Origin of the sequence: Sneathiella litorea, assembly GCF_009882915.1 — a bacterium.
Classification (GTDB): Bacteria; Pseudomonadota; Alphaproteobacteria; order Sneathiellales; family Sneathiellaceae; genus Sneathiella; species Sneathiella litorea.
Genome location: NZ_WTUW01000001.1, coordinates 821,507 through 838,822, shown reverse-complemented (window position 1 = coordinate 838,822; position 17,316 = coordinate 821,507). Strand labels below are relative to the sequence as shown.

The 17,316-nt window shown below is 51.9% G+C and carries 18 protein-coding genes; 8 read left to right on the top strand and 10 right to left on the bottom strand.

What is annotated here, in order from left to right; genetic code table 11:
- Positions 1-11: 11 nt before the first annotated feature.
- From GQE98_RS04025 to GQE98_RS04005, 5 genes are all read right to left on the bottom strand, one after another.
- A complete protein-coding gene (locus GQE98_RS04025) occupies positions 12-827 on the bottom strand; it encodes a ParA family protein (RefSeq protein ID WP_161314321.1) in 816 nt (271 codons plus the stop codon).
- Complete coding sequence (gene rsmG / locus GQE98_RS04020; RefSeq protein WP_161314319.1) at positions 820-1,476, bottom strand: 16S rRNA (guanine(527)-N(7))-methyltransferase RsmG; 657 nt, start codon at positions 1,474-1,476, stop codon at positions 820-822. The genes GQE98_RS04025 and rsmG overlap by 8 nt, the downstream gene beginning before the upstream one ends.
- Positions 1,469-3,331: a tRNA uridine-5-carboxymethylaminomethyl(34) synthesis enzyme MnmG gene (mnmG, locus tag GQE98_RS04015; protein ID WP_161314317.1), complete on the bottom strand. Its 1,863-nt coding sequence runs from the start codon at positions 3,329-3,331 to the stop codon at positions 1,469-1,471. Before mnmG ends, rsmG begins: the two co-directional genes overlap by 8 nt.
- A gap of 147 nt (positions 3,332-3,478) precedes the next feature.
- Positions 3,479-4,810 carry a tRNA uridine-5-carboxymethylaminomethyl(34) synthesis GTPase MnmE gene (gene mnmE, locus GQE98_RS04010; RefSeq protein ID WP_161314315.1) on the bottom strand — a complete coding sequence of 444 codons (1,332 nt, stop codon included), beginning with the start codon at positions 4,808-4,810 and terminating at the stop codon, positions 3,479-3,481.
- A gap of 27 nt (positions 4,811-4,837) precedes the next feature.
- The gene (locus tag GQE98_RS04005) at positions 4,838-5,083 is read right to left on the bottom strand and encodes a DUF6489 family protein (RefSeq protein ID WP_161314313.1); all 246 of its coding nucleotides are present in this window, start codon (positions 5,081-5,083) and stop codon (positions 4,838-4,840) included.
- A gap of 101 nt (positions 5,084-5,184) precedes the next feature.
- Between GQE98_RS04005 and GQE98_RS04000 the strand changes: the two genes are divergently transcribed.
- The 3 genes from GQE98_RS04000 to GQE98_RS03990 are packed head-to-tail and all read left to right on the top strand — an operon-like array spanning position 5,185 to position 8,704.
- The gene (locus GQE98_RS04000) at positions 5,185-7,227 is read left to right on the top strand and encodes a thioredoxin domain-containing protein (RefSeq protein ID WP_161314311.1); all 2,043 of its coding nucleotides are present in this window, start codon (positions 5,185-5,187) and stop codon (positions 7,225-7,227) included.
- Positions 7,214-7,693, top strand: a complete 480-nt coding sequence (locus GQE98_RS03995) for a methylated-DNA--[protein]-cysteine S-methyltransferase (RefSeq protein ID WP_161314309.1) — start codon at positions 7,214-7,216, stop codon at positions 7,691-7,693. Before GQE98_RS04000 ends, GQE98_RS03995 begins: the two co-directional genes overlap by 14 nt.
- A 36-nt stretch (positions 7,694-7,729) precedes the next feature.
- Complete coding sequence (locus GQE98_RS03990; protein ID WP_161314307.1) at positions 7,730-8,704, top strand: quinone oxidoreductase family protein; 975 nt, start codon at positions 7,730-7,732, stop codon at positions 8,702-8,704.
- A 70-nt stretch (positions 8,705-8,774) separates the two neighbouring features.
- On the opposite strand, the gene rho is transcribed toward GQE98_RS03990, so the two are convergent.
- From rho to hemE, 4 genes are all read right to left on the bottom strand, one after another.
- Positions 8,775-10,034 carry a transcription termination factor Rho gene (gene rho / locus GQE98_RS03985; RefSeq protein WP_161314305.1) on the bottom strand — a complete coding sequence of 420 codons (1,260 nt, stop codon included), beginning with the start codon at positions 10,032-10,034 and terminating at the stop codon, positions 8,775-8,777.
- Between the two features lie 211 nt (positions 10,035-10,245).
- Positions 10,246-10,695 (bottom strand): protoporphyrinogen oxidase HemJ, encoded by a 450-nt coding sequence (gene hemJ / locus GQE98_RS03980; RefSeq protein ID WP_161314304.1) that lies wholly within the window; start codon positions 10,693-10,695, stop codon positions 10,246-10,248.
- 55 nt (positions 10,696-10,750) lie between these two features.
- On the bottom strand, positions 10,751-11,782 hold the full coding sequence (gene hemH / locus GQE98_RS03975; RefSeq protein ID WP_161314302.1) for a ferrochelatase: 1,032 nt from the start codon (positions 11,780-11,782) through the stop codon (positions 10,751-10,753).
- Positions 11,783-11,791: 9 nt separating this feature from the next.
- Positions 11,792-12,829 (bottom strand): uroporphyrinogen decarboxylase, encoded by a 1,038-nt coding sequence (hemE, locus tag GQE98_RS03970; protein WP_202526071.1) that lies wholly within the window; start codon positions 12,827-12,829, stop codon positions 11,792-11,794.
- A gap of 396 nt (positions 12,830-13,225) precedes the next feature.
- Between hemE and GQE98_RS03965 the strand changes: the two genes are divergently transcribed.
- Genes GQE98_RS03965 through dnaQ form a run of 5 tightly spaced genes read left to right on the top strand, consistent with a single transcriptional unit; the run spans position 13,226 to position 16,800 of the window.
- Complete coding sequence (locus tag GQE98_RS03965; RefSeq protein WP_161314300.1) at positions 13,226-14,059, top strand: pyruvate, water dikinase regulatory protein; 834 nt, start codon at positions 13,226-13,228, stop codon at positions 14,057-14,059.
- A 14-nt stretch (positions 14,060-14,073) separates the two neighbouring features.
- Positions 14,074-14,688: a Maf family protein gene (locus tag GQE98_RS03960; RefSeq protein WP_161314298.1), complete on the top strand. Its 615-nt coding sequence runs from the start codon at positions 14,074-14,076 to the stop codon at positions 14,686-14,688.
- Positions 14,678-15,544 carry a shikimate dehydrogenase gene (locus tag GQE98_RS03955; protein WP_161314296.1) on the top strand — a complete coding sequence of 289 codons (867 nt, stop codon included), beginning with the start codon at positions 14,678-14,680 and terminating at the stop codon, positions 15,542-15,544. Before GQE98_RS03960 ends, GQE98_RS03955 begins: the two co-directional genes overlap by 11 nt.
- A 1-nt stretch (position 15,545) precedes the next feature.
- Entirely contained in the window at positions 15,546-16,136 is a 591-nt protein-coding gene (gene coaE / locus GQE98_RS03950; RefSeq protein WP_161314294.1) for a dephospho-CoA kinase, read from the top strand.
- On the top strand, positions 16,129-16,800 hold the full coding sequence (gene dnaQ / locus GQE98_RS03945) for a DNA polymerase III subunit epsilon (protein ID WP_161314292.1): 672 nt from the start codon (positions 16,129-16,131) through the stop codon (positions 16,798-16,800). The genes coaE and dnaQ overlap by 8 nt, the downstream gene beginning before the upstream one ends.
- Before the next feature lie 5 nt (positions 16,801-16,805).
- Here the strand turns inward: dnaQ and secB are convergent, their stop codons facing one another.
- Complete coding sequence (gene secB, locus GQE98_RS03940; protein ID WP_161314290.1) at positions 16,806-17,315, bottom strand: protein-export chaperone SecB; 510 nt, start codon at positions 17,313-17,315, stop codon at positions 16,806-16,808.
- Position 17,316 lies beyond the last annotated feature (1 nt).

The following is a 17,316-nucleotide window of genomic DNA, read 5'->3' as shown; positions in this document are numbered from 1 at the left end:
ATTCCAGCCCGTCAGGCTGCATTGAGATGGCGTTCCCGCCGGATCACTTCACTGGCAAGGCGGATATAGGCCTGGCTACCGGCGCAACGATGATCATAGATCAACACTGGCTTGCCATGGCTGGGCGCTTCCGAAATCCGCACATTGCGGGGAATAACTGTACGGTAAACCTTGTCGCCGAGAAAATCACGAACATCCTGCGCCACCTGAAGGGAAAGATTGTTTCGCTTGTCAAACATGGTCAGGACAACGCCCTGTATTTCGAGCCCCGGATTAAGGGTTTGCCGGACACGCTCAATTGTTTTGATGAGCATGCTCAGTCCTTCAAGGGCGAAAAACTCGCATTGCAACGGAACGACCACCGCATGAACGGCCACCATGGCGTTGAGCGTGAGCAGGTTCAGTGACGGCGGGCAATCAATCAAAATATAATCATAATCGGCGCGCACTTCAGACACCGCATCATAAAGACGATGGCTTCGACGCGGCAATTCAATCAATTCCAGTTCCGCCCCAGAAAGATCAGCGGTCGACGGCACCAGGTGAAGCTGCGGGATATTCGTCTTATGAATTGCCGCATTAATCGTTGTTGTGCCCATCAGGACGCCGTAAACGTTATTTTCCCGGTCTTCGCGGCCAATTCCAAATCCGGTACTGGCATTACCCTGTGGATCTATATCGATAATCAGGACTTTTTGCCCGATTGCCGCAAGAGCCGTGGCCAAATTGATGGTTGTCGTGGTTTTACCGACTCCGCCCTTCTGGTTGGCAATGGCAAGAATACGCGCCGTTGTCCGATTCTGAAGACTTGCAACACCCTTACTCATGATTCTCTGCCTCTCCTGACGAAGAACGGCGGCGCAATCCCGTGATTTTCAAGATGCAACCGTCTTCACTTGTTAAACTACAGCCTTTTTCCACGTCCATAATCCAACATTTAGAGGCATTGGTCAATTCCTCATCTACATCTTGTCCCTTTAAAAAGAGAAATTCTGTCGTCTCATGAGCGAATGGCGCTGCGAGGTCCAACAATTTTTCAAGAGGCGCCAGCGCCCGTGCCGAAATAACATCTGCCGCAAAGGGTTCAATTTCCTCAATTCGACCGCGATGGACAGAAAGATTTGCCGATGTTTCACGTGAAACATTGGTCATGAAAAGGCATTTGCGTTGATCGCTTTCAAGGGCATGAACGTCGAATTCACTGCAAATGGCCAGAACCAGTGGTGGGAACCCTGCCCCGCTCCCCAGATCAATCCATTTGCCCTTTGTGCGACTCGTATGTGACAGCAGTTGGTAACTATCCAGCATATGTCGCCGCCAAAGATCCGGCAGGGTGGATTTTCCAACCAGATTAATCGCTTTTTGCCATTTAACGAGAAGATCGGCACTTAGTGTCAGCCGTGCCAATGTTTCACGTGAAACATTGGTCGCCGATAAAAATCCATTTGGTCCTAAGGGAGTTGTCTGTTCAGCCATGTCGCCGATGCGCACCGCGCTTAACATGAGACAATAGCGCTGTAATGGCGGCCGGTGTCACGCCGGATATACGAGCGGCCTGTCCCAGGGTTGCGGGCCGAACTTCTATCAGCTTCATGCGAACTTCCGTTGATAATCCGGCAACATCTTCAAACTGAAGGTCCGAAGGGAGTTGCAGCGATTCATCCTTCCTAAAATCCTGAATATCAGATTTCTGGCGTTCCAGATAGCCGCTATATTGCGCGTCAATAGCCAATTGCTCCAAAATATCTTCTTTTATCTCAGAGACTTGAGGCCAAATGCGCGCAATATCCTTAAGCCCTATGTCTGGATAAGCAAGTAGATCAGCAGCGGTACGCCGTACACCGTCCTGGTTGACATTAAGGCCATGCCGTTTGGCTTCATTCGGTGTAAGGTTTAATTCACTAAATAGAGACCGAGCCACAGACAACTGCTTAACTTTTTCAGTAAAGCGGGTCGCTCGCTCCGTTCCCACACAACCAATATCTAAACCAAGTCCTGTCAAGCGTTGATCTGCGTTATCCGCCCGGAGAATTAATCGATATTCAGCGCGAGAGGTAAACATCCGGTAAGGTTCTTTTGTGCCGCGCGTAACCAGATCATCAATCATTACACCAATATATGCATCGGCACGATCAAGAACTATATCGTCCCCACCTCCCGCATTTCGGGCGGCATTAAGGCCAGCCATCAACCCCTGTGCGGCCGCTTCCTCATACCCCGTCGTCCCGTTAATCTGTCCGGCAAGATATAAATTATCCAGACGACGGGTTTCAAACGTCGGTTTTAATTCTCTCGGATCAATAAAATCATATTCGATGGCATAACCTGGGCGGAACCATTCAACCCTTTCAAGTCCCGGAATAGAACGCAAAAAAGCCATTTGGACATCTTCCGGAAGCGAAGTGGAAATACCATTCGGGTAAATAGTATCGTCATCTAACCCTTCGGGCTCCAAAAATATCTGGTGGGTGGTTTTTTCCGAAAATCGAACGACTTTATCTTCAATAGAGGGGCAATAGCGCGGCCCCGTCCCTTCAATCTGCCCTGAATACATAGGTGCGCGATGGAGGTTTTCCCGAATAAGCCTATGTGTTTCCTCAGTCGTCCCCGTAATATGGCAATTAATTTGCGGCGTAGTAATCTGATTGGTTAAGAAGGAAAAGGGTACAGGTATTTCATCCCCCGGCTGTTCCTGAAGTATAGACCAATTAATAGTATTCCGATCCAAACGAGCTGGCGTGCCTGTTTTCAAACGGCCAAGTTCAAATCCAGCACGTTCCAATGTAACCGAAAGTCCATTAGAGGGGGCATCCCCAATCCGCCCCGCAGGAATCTTCTTCTCCCCCATATGGATAAGACCACGAAGAAAGGTACCGGTCGTCAAAATAACCTTTCCGCATAGGATTTCTTCACCCTCAGCGGTTATAACACCATAAACAGCCCCATCACGAACGATTAGATCCTCAACTGCCGCTGCGCGGATTTCGAGATTTTCCTGTTCCTGAAGCGAGGCCTGCATCGCCTCTCGATAGAGTTTTCTATCCGATTGTGCCCGCGGGCCCCTTACTGCGGGCCCTTTTCGGCGGTTAAGCAGCCGAAACTGAATACCCGCCGCATCCGCGACCTGGCCCATTACGCCATCGAGGGCATCTATTTCTCGAACCAAATGTCCCTTTCCCAAACCACCGATGGCTGGATTACAGGACATTTCGCCAATTGTTTCCAGTTTGTGAGTAATCAATAGTGTGGTTGCCCCTAGACGTGCGGAAGCCGCCGCCGCCTCGCAGCCCGCATGTCCGCCACCAATGACAATCACATCATATTTGATCATAACAAAACCCTTATAAACCCGTCGCCCTACATACAGAGAGTCGGTAAATTTGACAAGTCGCGAAAGAAAGCATCTTCAAAATGTTTCACGTGAAACATCGAAGTTTGAATAATTGGCAATGTTTCACGTGAAACATTGCTCGGCCTCCTACTTCCCGATGCAAAAGTCTCCAAAAATAACATCAAGAATATCTTCCACATCTACGCGACCCGTTATCCGGCCCAAGGCGCGGACCGCCAATCTGGTGTCTTCCGCGGCGAGTTCAGATTCTTGAGCTCCCTCAAATCTTTGCAGCGCCGCAACACATTCTTCCAACGCCTGCCGATGTCTAATCCGGGTGAGTGCCGGCGCACCAGATAAATCGAGGCGATTAGTCACATCCGCTTCCAATGCGGATAAAAATGCCTCAATACCCTTCCCGGTTTTGACGGAAAGGGCGAAAATGCGGGAATCCGGGTTATCTTCAACCTTTTGGTCCAGGATGTCAGTCTTGTTAATCAGGCGAAAATCACTTTCTTCAACAAGATCTATAAATTCCTCAGGAATATCGGGTGTCTCCGCCGTTGTCATGAAAAGCCGGATATCTGCCGTTTTGGCCCTATCTCGCGCCCGGCGGACCCCCTCCTGCTCGATTTTATTACCGGAATCCCGCAACCCTGCCGTATCAGCAATCGTTACCGGATATCCCGCAAGATCCATTGGAACCTCTATAATATCCCGTGTCGTTCCCGCCTCATCAGAAACAATGGCTGCCTCTTTCCGGGCAAGCACATTAAGAAGGCTGGATTTTCCGACATTCGGTTGACCCAGAATGACAACATTAAGACCATCGCGAATTTTCTCACCGCGATGTCCATCGGCGAGATGTTCTTCAATTTCACGGCGCAAATGCGCTATTTTCGGTGATATTGCCTTCGCCACCCCGTCTGGTAAATCTTCGTCCGGAAAATCAATATCCGCTTCAAGGTGAGCGAGAGAGGAAACAAGGGAGGACCGCCAGCCTTCATAAAGACGGCCAAGTTCGCCCTGCATCTGACGAAGGGCCTGCCGTGCCTGGGCGTCAGTCTCCGCATTCACGAGATCCCCGAGCCCTTCCGCTTCCGTAAGGTCCATCTTGCCATGTTCAAATGCGCGGCGGGTAAACTCCCCCGGAAGAGCAGGACGAAAGGCCGGCAACAATACCAATTCCTCAAATACCGCGGTCAAGATGGCCGGGCTCCCGTGAAGATGCAACTCCACCACATCCTCACCAGTAAAGCTGTTTGGGCCCGGAAAAGTAATACTAAGTATTTGATCTATAACAGATTTATCAGAAGACCGGTAAATTTGGCAGAGGGTAGCAGAACGGGCCTTTGGAAGGGGCTTCGCGCTAATCCTCTCAAGTGCATCAAAAGCGCCGGGTCCGGAAATACGTACCACGGCAACACCCGCGCGGCCACGGCCACTCGCTAGCGCAAAGATAGTTTCATTGAAACTCATGACGGATACCAATTCAGGGACGTGAGGTTATTTTTCCTCATTTTCATTTTTATTAAACTGGGACCAGAAGATTTTTTGCATCTGGTCAAAACCCTGCATCCCGGCAGGAAGCCAGGTTTTCATCATATTTTCCGGATCGAGGTTCGTGATATTCTCGAGCATCTTCGCCTGCAGTTCCTTCATCACCACTTCCTGCATTTTCTCGACTTCAGGTAGACCGAGAAAAGTTCTTGCTTCCTGTGGTGTGCAATCAATATCAACAGTAATCTTCATAAGCGGCTGACTCCTCATTGATCCGGCGGCGGTAGCTCTGTTACAACAAAGCTCTACTGCCTCCTATATACCGAAACAGGGGGGCAAGAACAGGGTAATAGATGAAAAACTTACTATCAGCGGAAACAAGCCCCTATCTTATCCAGCATCAGGACAATCCCGTGCATTGGCAACCCTGGAGCAGCGAAACGCTGGCACTTGCTAAGAAAGAGGGTAAGCCTATCCTGCTCAGCGTCGGTTATGCGGCCTGCCACTGGTGCCACGTAATGGCCCATGAAAGCTTCGAAAATGAAGAAACGGCCGCGTTGATGAATGATTTATTCATTAATATCAAGGTCGATCGGGAAGAACGACCGGATATCGACCAGATCTATCAGAGCGCCCTCGCCCTCCTCGGCGAACAGGGCGGCTGGCCCCTGACCATGTTCCTGAATTCAAACGGTGAACCCTTCTGGGGCGGTACCTACTTTCCGCCAGAAAATTCTTATGGCCGGCCAGGTTTCAAGAATGTTTTGCAAACCGTTTCGGATATTTTCAAGAATGAGCCTGAAAAAGTTACCAGTAACCGCGATGCGCTTAAAAAAGCCCTGAAAAGTCTGAACGACACGAAGGAAGGGGAACGGCCAAAACTTACCCTTGAGGTATTGGAGCGAATTGCCGCCCGCTACGCGGAGGAAGCAGACCCTGTCCATGGCGGCATCGGTTCTGCACCCAAATTCCCGCAAACCTATGTTTTGGAGAATATCTGGCGGAGTTATCTTCGCACCGGCAATACGGCTCTGTCGGAAGTTGTCATCAAGGCCCTTACCGGTATGTCACAGGGGGGCATATATGATCATCTTGGCGGTGGATATGCGCGCTATTCAACCGATGCAGAATGGCTCGCCCCGCATTTTGAAAAAATGCTCTATGACAACGCCCAAATCCTGGATTTGCTGCTGACTGTTCATCACGAGACGAAATCGGAACTATTCAGGGACCGGATCCATGAAACAGTCGGTTGGCTGCTCCGTGAAATGGTGACTGAGGAAGGCGGATTTGCGGCAACTATCGACGCGGATTCCGAAGGGGTGGAAGGACAATTCTATACCTGGTCCAAGGCCGAAATTGACGATATCCTCGGCGAACATGCCCCGCATTTTAATGAAGTATACGGAATCCTAGCGGATGGTAACTGGGAAAATACTAATATTATCAATCGTTTAAAGTATCCTGATCGCCTTGATGAACAAAGTGAGATGTCGTTGGCGCCATGGCGCCAGCAATTATTCGAACATCGGGAAGGGCGCATCCGCCCGGGACTAGACGACAAGGTGCTGACCGACTGGAACGGACTGATAATTGCCACTCTCGCTCGCGCCGGGCAATATTTTGATGAAGTACATTGGTTAGAGGCTGCTGAACGCGCATTTGTCGCCATTACCACCCATTCCATGGAACAAAATGGCCGCCTTTTCCATAGCTATCGATTGGGCCGGGCTCTGCATACGGGCCTGCTTGATGATTACGCCAATATGGCCCGCGCCGCTCTCACTCTTTTTGAAGTTACAGGCAAGGCATTTTATCTCGAACGAGCAGAGCAGTGGGTCGACATCCTGAATACACACTTCTGGGATCAAAATGGCGGCGGATATTTCTATACGGCGGATGATGCGGAAGCACTGATCATCCGCAGCAAGAATGCTCACGACAACGCCGTCCCTGCCGGAAATGGGACTATTCTTGAAGTCCTGGCAAAACTACATTTGCTGACGGGCGCCCGGGAGCCGTTTGAGAAGGCAACGAACCTGCTCCGCTGCTTCTCCATTGAACTTGCCCGGAATTTCTTCCCCCTCGCCACCCTTCTCAATAATTTCGAAACCCTGGTCAACGCCCGACAGGTAATAATCATCGGTGAGCGAAGTAATCCGGAAGTTATTGATTTATTGAACATATTAAAGGATTACAGCCTGCCTTCCAAAGTCGTGAACATTCTGGCAGATACTGAAAACCTGCCATTTGACCACCCGGCAAAAGGCAAGAAAAAACTGGATGGCAAACCGACTGCCTATCTTTGTACCGGGCCCACCTGTTCCGCCCCGGCCAACAATGTTGCTGCCTTTGCCGCCATTCTAAAGGAAACGACCCAATATGGCCCAACTTAGCCTGCACAGCCCCGTTGGAGATCTCACCGTAACGGAGGAAGAGGGGAAAATCATCTCGCTCGACTGGGGCTGGGTGCCTGAAAAATGGCAGGCATCGACACCGCTCCTTGAACGGGCGATAGACCAACTTAATCGCTATTTTGATGGCGAAATAGGCGATTTTGACCTGCCTGTGGCCCCTCCGGGGACAGAATTCCAGAAAAAAGTCTGGGCGGAAATGCTGAAAATCCCTTCCGGCCAGATCAAGACCTACGGGGAAATCGCAAAAACCCTGAATTCTGCGGCACAACCGGTGGGGACTGCGTGCGGCGCCAACCCGATCCCCATCATCATTCCCTGTCATCGTATACTGGCCGCGGGTGGTAAAATGGGTGGCTATTCCGGCGATGGCGGGCTCGAGACAAAGAAAGCGTTGCTCCGACTTGAAAAAGCCTTGCCAATGGAACAGCAATCGCTTGATATATAAATAAAATTCGTGGGCGCATAAGAAAAGGACAAAAAAATGGTAAAAGCAATTGTACAGCATGAACATGGCGGTCCCGAAGTAATGAAATGGGAGGATGTCACCCTTGGAAAGCCCGGGCCAGGCGAGGCACGTGTGCGCCATACAGCTGTTGGCCTAAATTTTATCGATGTATATTTCCGCACCGGACTTTATCCCTCTCCCCTTCCGCTTACAACGGGCATGGAAGCAGCTGGCGTGATTGAGGAACTGGGCGACGGCGTAACAGGACTGAAAGTAGGCGACCGTGTTGCCTATGCCGGCCGCCCCATTGGGGCCTATTCAGAGGCGCGGATCATGCCGGTTGATAACCTTATTATCCTGCCCGATAGCATCGATGACCAGACAGCAGCGGCCATGATGCTCCAAGGGATGACAACAGAGTATCTTCTGCAACGAACGTTTCACGTGAAACAAGGCGACACAATCCTGTTTCATGCGGCGGCGGGCGGCGTTGGCCTTTTTGCCTGTCAATGGGCAAAACATATCGGCGCGACCGTCATCGGCACCGTCGGATCGGAAGAAAAGGCGGAACTCGCCAAGGCTCATGGTTGCACCCATACAATTCTCTACCGGGAAGAGGATTTTCAGGAAAAAGTCATGGAAATCACCGATGGCAAAGGTGTTCCGGTGGTTTATGACTCAATTGGCAAGGACACATTCGAAAAATCCCTTGATTGCCTCTCCCCGCGCGGTTTGATGGTCTCCTTCGGGAATTCCTCCGGTCCGGTGACGGGCGTCAATCTTGGTATTCTGGGCGCGAAGGGTTCGCTTTATGTGACCCGTCCGTCCCTCATGGCCTATAACGCGACCCGCCCGGAACTTGAAAAATCCGCGGGTGATATGATGGAGCTGGTCAGCAATGGCGCGATCAAGGTCAATATCGGCCAGACTTACCCGCTCTCTGAGGCTCGCAAGGCCCATGAAGACTTGGAAGGACGCAAGACAACTGGATCATCCGTCTTCACTGTCTGATCCATTTTAATTTCCAACAAAAAAAGGCGCCTTATCCGGGCGCCTTTTTTTACGTAACATTTTGATTTTATTATGTATTCATGGAATCGAAGAAATCATCATTGGTTTTGCTGCTTTTCAGTTTATCGAGCAGGAATTCCATGGCATCTGTTGTCCCCATCGGGTTAAGGATACGGCGGAGAACCCACATTTTCTGCAAGGTTGCCTTGTCGACGAGCAGTTCCTCTTTCCGGGTGCCGGATTTGGTAATGTCGATGGCCGGGAAGACACGCTTGTCGGAAAGCTTGCGATCGAGGATAATTTCGGAGTTACCCGTACCCTTGAATTCCTCGAAAATAACTTCATCCATCCGCGATCCGGTCTCAATCAGGGCGGTGGCAACGATTGTCAGCGATCCCCCCTCCTCAATATTCCGGGCGGCACCGAAAAAACGTTTCGGGCGCTGCAGGGCATTGGCGTCCACGCCACCTGTCAGGACCTTGCCACTGGAGGGAACAACCGTGTTATAGGCGCGTGCGAGACGCGTGATACTATCAAGCAGGATCACCACATCGCGTTTATGCTCCACCAGGCGTTTAGCCTTCTCAATGACCATTTCCGCAACCTGAACGTGGCGTGCGGCAGGTTCATCAAAGGTGGAACTTACCACTTCACCGTTTACGGAGCGTTTCATGTCCGTCACTTCCTCGGGCCGTTCGTCGATCAGAAGAACGATGAGGTATACTTCCGGATTGTTGGTGGTGATGGAATTGGCGATATTCTGCAACAGAACGGTTTTACCGGTCCGGGGTGGCGCAACGATCAATGCGCGCTGGCCCTTGCCCTGAGGAGAAACGAGGTCGATCACGCGGGCGGAATTGATATTGTTGGCGGTTGGATCGGGAGTTTCCAGCTTGATACGCTCATCTGGATAAAGCGGGGTAAGATTGTCGAAATTAATCTTGTGGCGGGCTTTTTCTGGGTCTTCAAAATTGATCTTCTGTACCTTCAGGAGGGCGAAATATCTCTCCCCGTCCTTCGGACTGCGAATTTGTCCTTCCACTGTATCCCCGGTCCGGAGTGAGAAGCGACGGATCTGGCTCGGGCTGACATAAATATCATCTGGCCCAGCAAGATAGTTCGCGTCGGGTGAGCGCAAGAAACCGAATCCATCCTGCAGAATCTCCAACACGCCACCACCAGTAATTTCAGCGCCGTTTTCCGCCTCATATTTAAGGATGGCGAAAAGCTGCTCCTGCTTGCGCAGGGTGGAGGCATTCTCAATTTCGCGCGTTTCCGCGAGTTCAAGGATTTCGGCGGGAGATTTTTTCTTAAGCTCTTGAAGATTCATGTATTTTCTACGCTGTCTGTGGAAGATAAAGGGATTAACAGATCACAATATGACGAGAATGTCGGTAACCGTTGAGGTTAGGTCTTATGAGAATTGCTTTTATATTCGTAATGCAATGAGACCGTGGAGCAGAAATTGTCCAGTGAAGTTAAGCCTCTATTGCCAGTTTTATGGTCATTAGTCAAATGAAATATGCGGAACAAAATGATTTTCAGAACGGTTTTACAACAACCAAAATTACAATTCCAATCACGAGAACGGTCGGTATCTCATTGACGAGACGGTAAAATTTCGCTGGTCGTGTATTTTCATCCGCCTCAAACTGTTTGCGCCATTTAGATAAATTTCCGTGAAAACCGGCCATCAGGAAGACGAGTGCCAGCTTCAACCAGATCCAGGGCTCACTCCAGTCAATAATGCCCGGCGTGAGAAGCAAAAGTCCGCCAAATATAAAAGTCATGATCATGGCAGGATTGATAATGCCGCGCAAAAGCCGTCGTTCCATGACCTTGAACGTCTCCGACATCTCGGACCCCGGTGTCGTATCAGCATGATAAACAAAAAGTCGCGGCAGATAAAACATGCCCGCCATCCAGGCAATAACCGAGATGATATGCAGGGACTTCACCCAAGGATAAATGTCGGCCAGAATGTCGTCCAAGGTCGGTTCCTCTTTATAAATTGTCAATTATACCAACTAGTTACGGTATTTTGCGTCATGACGCCAGCATCAAGCAATCTTTATATCCCGAGGGACATATCCGCATCCCGCTCTCGCTTCTGATGGACGGGTCAGACAGCTTTTCAACCATCGCCGCAAGACCAGCAATAAAATCCGCGTGAACCCCAACTGTATTGACCCGGTGATACTCATCGACACCCACTTCCTTGGCAAGTTTGGCATACTCGATATCCAGCTCAACAAGGGTTTCCGAATGCTCCGATACGAAGGCGATGGGAACGATTACCAGGCTGATCCCGTCCTCCCCGGCGCGGTGAATCTCGGTTTCCGTCGAGGGTTCCAGCCATTTCATCGGACCGACGCGGCTCTGGTAGCAGACTTTCCAGTCAAGATTTTCAAGCCCCATCTTTTCAACAACCTTTTCCGCGGTGCGTTCCACCTGCCATTGGTAGGGATCGCCCTGATCAACAATTTTCTGTGGTAATCCATGGGCGGAAAAGAGAAGACGTGCCGGCTTGCCCGAAACTTCCGCAAGTTTTGGCGCAATCAAATCCGCATAAGCCGAAATCAGGCCCGCCATTGTCGGATAGCAACATAATCCAGCGGTCGGAGTATCTAATCCGATCTTTTTGGCAGCTTCCTGCCATTCCTTGATGGAAGACGCGCTGGTGGTTGAGGAAAACTGAGGATAAAGCGGTAGCAGGATCACGTCATCCGGCGCCCAGTTCTTCACCTCCTGCGCGACATCTGCGGCAAACGGATGCCAATAACGCATGCAGATAAAAGTCTTGTAACTGTCCGTTCCGCCCTCATTAAGTTTGTTTTCCAGTGCTTCGGCCTGTGCCTCCGTTTGTGGCAGGATTGGCGAGGATCCTCCCAGAAACGCATAAATCTCCTGCGCGACCGGCGCGCGGCGACGGGATATCAGCTTCGCGACGAGCCAGCGCAGCGGTGTCGGCAGACGAATAATCGCCGGATCATAAAACAGGTTAAACAGGAATGGCTCCACCGCTGCCGGTCCATCGGGTCCGCCCAGGTTAAACAGGACAACCGCTTTCTTCGCCATGACCTCCCCTTAACTGCCGCGGATAATTTCAGCCAGCCGGGCGACATTCTCCGGCGGGGTCTGCGGGACAATCCCGTGACCGAGATTAAAGATAAAGGGCTTCTTGCCGAGCGTCTCCCTTATTTGGACTATCCGTTCCTCCATCGCGGCACCGCCGGTCACGAGCAGCATCGGATCAAGATTTCCCTGCACCGGGACTAATGACTGGACTTCCCGCGCAGCCCAGTCAAGCGGTGTTCCCGTATCGAGACTGACCGCGGTGACACCTGTCTCCCTCACGAAGTCGATAATGTTACCGCCCACGCCCTTAGGAAAGCCAATGACGGGTAAATCGGGATGTTGGGTATGCAGACCCTCTACAATCCGTTTTGTCGGCTCTATGGCCCATTTTCTAAATTCATCGTCGGGGAGGACACCAGCCCAGGTATCGAACAGCTGGACCACCTCGGCCCCGGCCTCTACCTGTTTCAGGAGATACTCGATCGTGGCCTCAACAAGAATATCCATCAGAGTGCCAAAACCTGCAGGATCGCTATAGGCCCAGTTTTTGATATTCGCATAATCCTTGGAACCTCGCCCTTCAACCATGTAGGTCGCCACGGTCCAGGGGGCACCGGCAAAGCCGATAAGCGTACAGTCTTTCGGAATTGACTGGCTCAACCGTCCAACAGTCTCGTAAACCGGATCGAGGGTTTTATGAATATCAGCTACATCCAGTTTGCCAAGCTCTTTGGCGGAGCGGATGGGATCAAGCACCGGTCCCTCGCCTTCACGATAAGCAAGTGGTTGACCAAGCGCATGAGGAATGAGGAGGATATCGGCGAAGAGAATAGCCGCATCCATGCCATATCGCCGCAAGGGCTGCAAAGTGACTTCCTCGGCCAGTTCCGGGTTATAGCAAAGATCAAGAAAATTACCGGCTTTCGCCCGGATCTCACGATATTCGGGAAGATAGCGTCCTGCCTGACGCATCAGCCAGAAAGGAGGCCTATCAGTTACCTCCCCTGATAGGCTGTTGAGCAGGAGCTTGTTATTTGAAACTTTCACGCTGGATACCTTCTCGAAAACTTATCCCTTTAAATAATATATATATTTAAAAGGTAGTAGTTGTTGTTGTACGCGGTGCGTAATGGGGATTAAATTTTATGCACGTCCTTTATAGAAATTCTGGGGATAAAATCCAGTGTTTCAAATAATTGTTGATATCTACGGGTGAAATGTCCTGTTGGCTCACAAAAAAAACGGGGATTATGGGGATAACTTAATTTTGGCAGTGTAGTTGAAGAATTATACCCGCTTTTCACAGCAGGCCATTGATCTTGCGCACAGGCGAATAAATACCCGCCTAAAAAAGACGGCTCCGGGGAGAAAAATTTTGTGCTTTTCCGAATAGCCATGTTATCCCTGTTATTCACATAACTCACAGGATAACCACGCAGCGATATGGACCAATTTCATCTTCATCTGGTGTCGGATTCAACAGGAGAAACCCTGCAATCCATGACCAAGGCCGCGCTGGTTCAATTTGAAGGGATTTCCCCTGTAGAGCATGTCTGGACCTTGACGCGAACCGTACGGCAGCTGGACGATATCCTTGATTCCATTATAAAAAGGCCGGGCCTTGTTCTTTATACACTGGTCAATAAGGAAATGCGGGAAGTCCTGGAACTGGGATGTCAGCGCGTCGGGGTCCCGTGTGTCTCGGTACTGGACCCGGTCCTGACCGCCTTTTCCAGTTTTCTAGGCCAGGAAATACGCCGTTTGCCGGGCCGGCAGCATATGCTGGACAAGAACTACTTCGGCCGGATAGAGGCCCTCAATTTCACCATGGCCCATGATGACGGGCAGATGGCTGAAGATTTATATGAGGCACAGATTGTCCTTGTCGGCGTGTCCCGGACCTCGAAAACGCCCACTTCCTTCTATCTTGCCCATCGGGGATACAAGACGGCGAATATACCGATTGTGCCGGAAATCAAGCTGCCGGAGTCGCTCTTTAACCTCAGCCGGAAGACGATGGTAATCGGGCTGACGACAAGTCCGGACCGGCTCTCCCAGATCCGCAAGAACCGACTGCTGAGCCTCAACCAGCGCGTTGATACAGATTATGTGGATCGGGACCGGATCAAGGAAGAGGTGATTTTCGCACGTAAACTCTGCACCCGCGAAGGATGGCCGGTCATTGATGTTTCCCGCCGTTCGGTGGAGGAAACTGCGGCCCAGATCATGACGCTGTATAACCGTCGCAAGGAAGAAAACAAGGACAGGATGCGGTGACGGGAAAGAGTGCTATGACTGCGGAAACCAATCTTGTTCTGGCGTCGCAAAGTTCATCTCGCGCCCGGATTCTGGAGCGCGCCGGCTTGCAGTTTCATATTCAACCCGCCCGCGTGGATGAGGATGAAGTCAAGCACGCCATGCAGGGCGAGAAGGCACCTGCGGCGGATGCGGCGGTGGCCCTCGCCGAATTGAAGGCGTTGCGAATTTCCCGGCAAGTTCCGGAAGCCTTTGTTATCGGTGCGGACCAGATTCTGGAATGCAATAATATCTGGTTCGACAAGCCCGTGGATATGGATCATGCGCGGGCCCATCTTTTAACTCTTAAAGGCAAGCCTCACCGACTTGCGAACGCGGTTTGCGTCGCCAAGGGCGGCGCGGTTCTCTGGCGCCATGTGGATGAGGCGCGGTTGACCATGCGCAATTTCGACGAGGGCTTTCTGGACAGTTATCTGAAAGCGGCCGGAGAAGATATCCTCTCCTCCGTCGGGGCCTATCAGCTCGAGGCGATGGGGGCACATTTATTTGCCCGGGTAGACGGGGACTTCTTCTCTATTCTGGGCTTGCCGCTGCTGCCGCTGCTGGATTTTCTGCGCGGTCATAAAATCGGGATAACCAATGACGGGTAAAATAACAAAAATCGCCGGTGTGATGGGTTGGCCGATCAGCCATTCCCTCTCCCCCCGCCTGCATGGCTACTGGATCGACAAATACGGTCTGGATGCGGACTATCGCGCCTGGCCCGTGAAACCGGAGGAACTTGGAGGGACTTTTTCGCAGCTGAAAGAAAACTGTGCCGCTGAGGGCGGGGTCTTTCGCGGCACAAATCTCACCATTCCCTTAAAGGAAACAGCGTTTGATGTCGTGGATATCCTCGATCCATCCGCAAAACGGATTGGTGCCGTCAATACGGTTGTCGTGGGCGAGGACGGTCGTTTGACCGGACGAAACACGGATGGGATTGGCTTTATTGACTCCCTGGCCGAGCATGTGAACACAGATGTCTTGCGGGGCGGCACCGCGGTTCTTCTGGGTGCGGGCGGCGCGGCGCGCGCCATTGCGGTGGCTCTCACCGATCTCGGTATGGCAAAGATCATCATCTGCAACCGGTCAACGTCGCGGGCGGAAACCCTTGCCGGTCATGTCGGAACCCATGCGGAGGCTGCACTCTGGGAAACCCGGAACAATCACCTCCTTGATGCTGATATTCTGGTTAATTGCACCAGCCTTGGCATGACGGGGCAGCCCCCCCTTGAAATTTCCCTCGACCTTTTGAAAAAATCCGCGATTGTCAGTGATATCGTCTATGTACCGCTTGAAACAGACCTGTTAAAGGCGGCAAAATCACGGGGAAATATCGCTGTGGATGGGCTGGGGATGCTCCTGCATCAGGCAAAAGCGGGATTTGAGGCCTGGTTCGGCGTAACGCCGGAAGTGGATACGGCGCTACGGCGTCATGTGCTGGATGGATTGAAGGGAAAATAACATGTTACTCGTGGGGCTGACCGGGTCTATCGGCATGGGGAAATCGACGGTTGGCGAGATGTTCAGAGAACTCGGCATTCCGGTCTATGATGCGGATGCGGAAATTCACAAGCTCTATGCTCGCGGCGGGGCGGGGGTTGAACCGATCCGTGCGGCATTTCCGGAGGCCGTTGTTGATGATCAGGTGGATCGGCAACGTCTCAGCAAGCTGGTTGTCGGTAATGACGCGGAGATCGAGCGACTGGAGAAGGTCATACACCCGCTCCTTACCGAGGGACGCGCCGCATTTTTTGAGAAAGCGGAGAAAGAGGGGCATACTCTCGTCGTGCTGGATATTCCGTTGATATTTGAGACCGGCGGCGAAAACAAGGTGCACAAGATTGTTGTTGTCTCCGCCCCGGCCCCGGTGCAGAGAGAGCGCGTACTTGCCCGACCGGACATGACGGCGGAAAAATTCGAGGCGATCCTCGCCCGGCAGGTACCGGATGCGGAAAAACGCGAAAAGGCGGATTTCGTCATCAATACCCATTGCAGCAAGGAAGAGACGTTCGAGCAGATCAAGGCCCTGGTGGAAGACTTGAAAAATGCGTGAAATTGTTCTGGATACGGAAACCACAGGATTTGAGCCAAGCGAAGGGGACCGGATTGTCGAGATCGGCTGTATCGAGCTGTTCAATCATATCCCGACCGGCGAGACCTATCATCGTTATCTCAATCCAGAGCGGGATATGCCCGACGCGGCCTTCAAGGTACACGGTTTGAGTGCTGAATTCCTGCGGGGACATAAGGTGATCGCCGAAGAGATCGACGGTTTCCTTGAATTTATCGGGGAAGACCCGCTGGTCATCCATAATGCGCAGTTTGACATGAAATTCCTGAATGCGGAACTTGCCCTCCTCGGTCGTCCAACTCTTCCGATGACACGCAGTATCGATACGGTCAGCATGGCCCGGCGGAAATTTCCGGGCGCGCAGGCCAATCTTGATGCCTTATGCCGTCGTTTCGGGATTGATAACTCCGCCCGGACCAAGCATGGCGCCCTGCTCGATGCGGAACTACTGGCGGAAGTTTATCTTGAACTGATCGGGGGACGCCAGAGAGGTCTGTCTCTTGAAGATAGCAATGCGGATATCGTGACGAGTGTTGCCGCAGAAACCCGCGCGCCCCGTCCACATGAGGCAAGCGAGGCGGAGCGCGCCGCCCACGCCGCCTTTGTCGAGAAAATTACCGATCCACTCTGGCGCCAGTCCAGATAAGTACGTCAGGCGTGGCCAGCGGGCTGCTGCTGTGCGGCAAGCTGGTTCTTGTGGTCCTGATACAGTCTCGTAAAATCGATTGGGTCGAGCATCAACGGAGAATAGCCACCATCGCGGGTCGCATCGGCCACCACACGCCGGGCGAAGGGGAAGATAAGCCGTGGACATTCGATCATGCACACCATTTCGACGGCTTCCGGCGGAAAATCCTTAAGCAGGAAGAGTGCGCCATAGACCAGTTCGATGACGAACGCCGTTTCTTCTCCGTGATTGCCCTTGGCTTCAATGCGCAGCTCAATCTCATAAAGATCATTTTCCCCGGAGCGCGCCTGGATATTCACCGCGAGCTGCACCTGTGGCTGGCCCTTGTCGGGATCAAGGCTGGCCGGCGCATTCGGGCTTTCGAAGGAAAGATCCTTTACATACTGGCGAATAATCGCAAGTGACGGCTGTGTCTGGGCCGGTTGTCCTTCTGACCCGCCGTTGGCAGTTCCTTCTGGTCCTTCAACTGACATG

What these genes read in the sequence shown, in the direction of transcription:
- dnaQ (WP_161314292.1), top strand. Translation starts at nt 16,129, where the DNA reads ATGCGTGAAATTGTTCTGGATACGGAAACCACAGGATTTGAGCCAAGC.
- GQE98_RS04025 (WP_161314321.1), bottom strand. Translation starts at nt 827, where the DNA reads ATGAGTAAGGGTGTTGCAAGTCTTCAGAATCGGACAACGGCGCGTATT.
- rho (WP_161314305.1), bottom strand. Translation starts at nt 10,034, where the DNA reads ATGAATCTTCAAGAGCTTAAGAAAAAATCTCCCGCCGAAATCCTTGAA.
- rsmG (WP_161314319.1), bottom strand. Translation starts at nt 1,476, where the DNA reads ATGGCTGAACAGACAACTCCCTTAGGACCAAATGGATTTTTATCGGCG.
- hemH (WP_161314302.1), bottom strand. Translation starts at nt 11,782, where the DNA reads ATGGCGAAGAAAGCGGTTGTCCTGTTTAACCTGGGCGGACCCGATGGA.
- GQE98_RS04000 (WP_161314311.1), top strand. Translation starts at nt 5,185, where the DNA reads ATGAAAAACTTACTATCAGCGGAAACAAGCCCCTATCTTATCCAGCAT.
- GQE98_RS03960 (WP_161314298.1), top strand. Translation starts at nt 14,074, where the DNA reads ATGACTGCGGAAACCAATCTTGTTCTGGCGTCGCAAAGTTCATCTCGC.
- mnmG (WP_161314317.1), bottom strand. Translation starts at nt 3,331, where the DNA reads ATGATCAAATATGATGTGATTGTCATTGGTGGCGGACATGCGGGCTGC.
- coaE (WP_161314294.1), top strand. Translation starts at nt 15,546, where the DNA reads ATGTTACTCGTGGGGCTGACCGGGTCTATCGGCATGGGGAAATCGACG.
- GQE98_RS03955 (WP_161314296.1), top strand. Translation starts at nt 14,678, where the DNA reads ATGACGGGTAAAATAACAAAAATCGCCGGTGTGATGGGTTGGCCGATC.
- GQE98_RS03995 (WP_161314309.1), top strand. Translation starts at nt 7,214, where the DNA reads ATGGCCCAACTTAGCCTGCACAGCCCCGTTGGAGATCTCACCGTAACG.
- GQE98_RS03965 (WP_161314300.1), top strand. Translation starts at nt 13,226, where the DNA reads ATGGACCAATTTCATCTTCATCTGGTGTCGGATTCAACAGGAGAAACC.
- mnmE (WP_161314315.1), bottom strand. Translation starts at nt 4,810, where the DNA reads ATGAGTTTCAATGAAACTATCTTTGCGCTAGCGAGTGGCCGTGGCCGC.
- GQE98_RS04005 (WP_161314313.1), bottom strand. Translation starts at nt 5,083, where the DNA reads ATGAAGATTACTGTTGATATTGATTGCACACCACAGGAAGCAAGAACT.
- GQE98_RS03990 (WP_161314307.1), top strand. Translation starts at nt 7,730, where the DNA reads ATGGTAAAAGCAATTGTACAGCATGAACATGGCGGTCCCGAAGTAATG.
- secB (WP_161314290.1), bottom strand. Translation starts at nt 17,315, where the DNA reads ATGTCAGTTGAAGGACCAGAAGGAACTGCCAACGGCGGGTCAGAAGGA.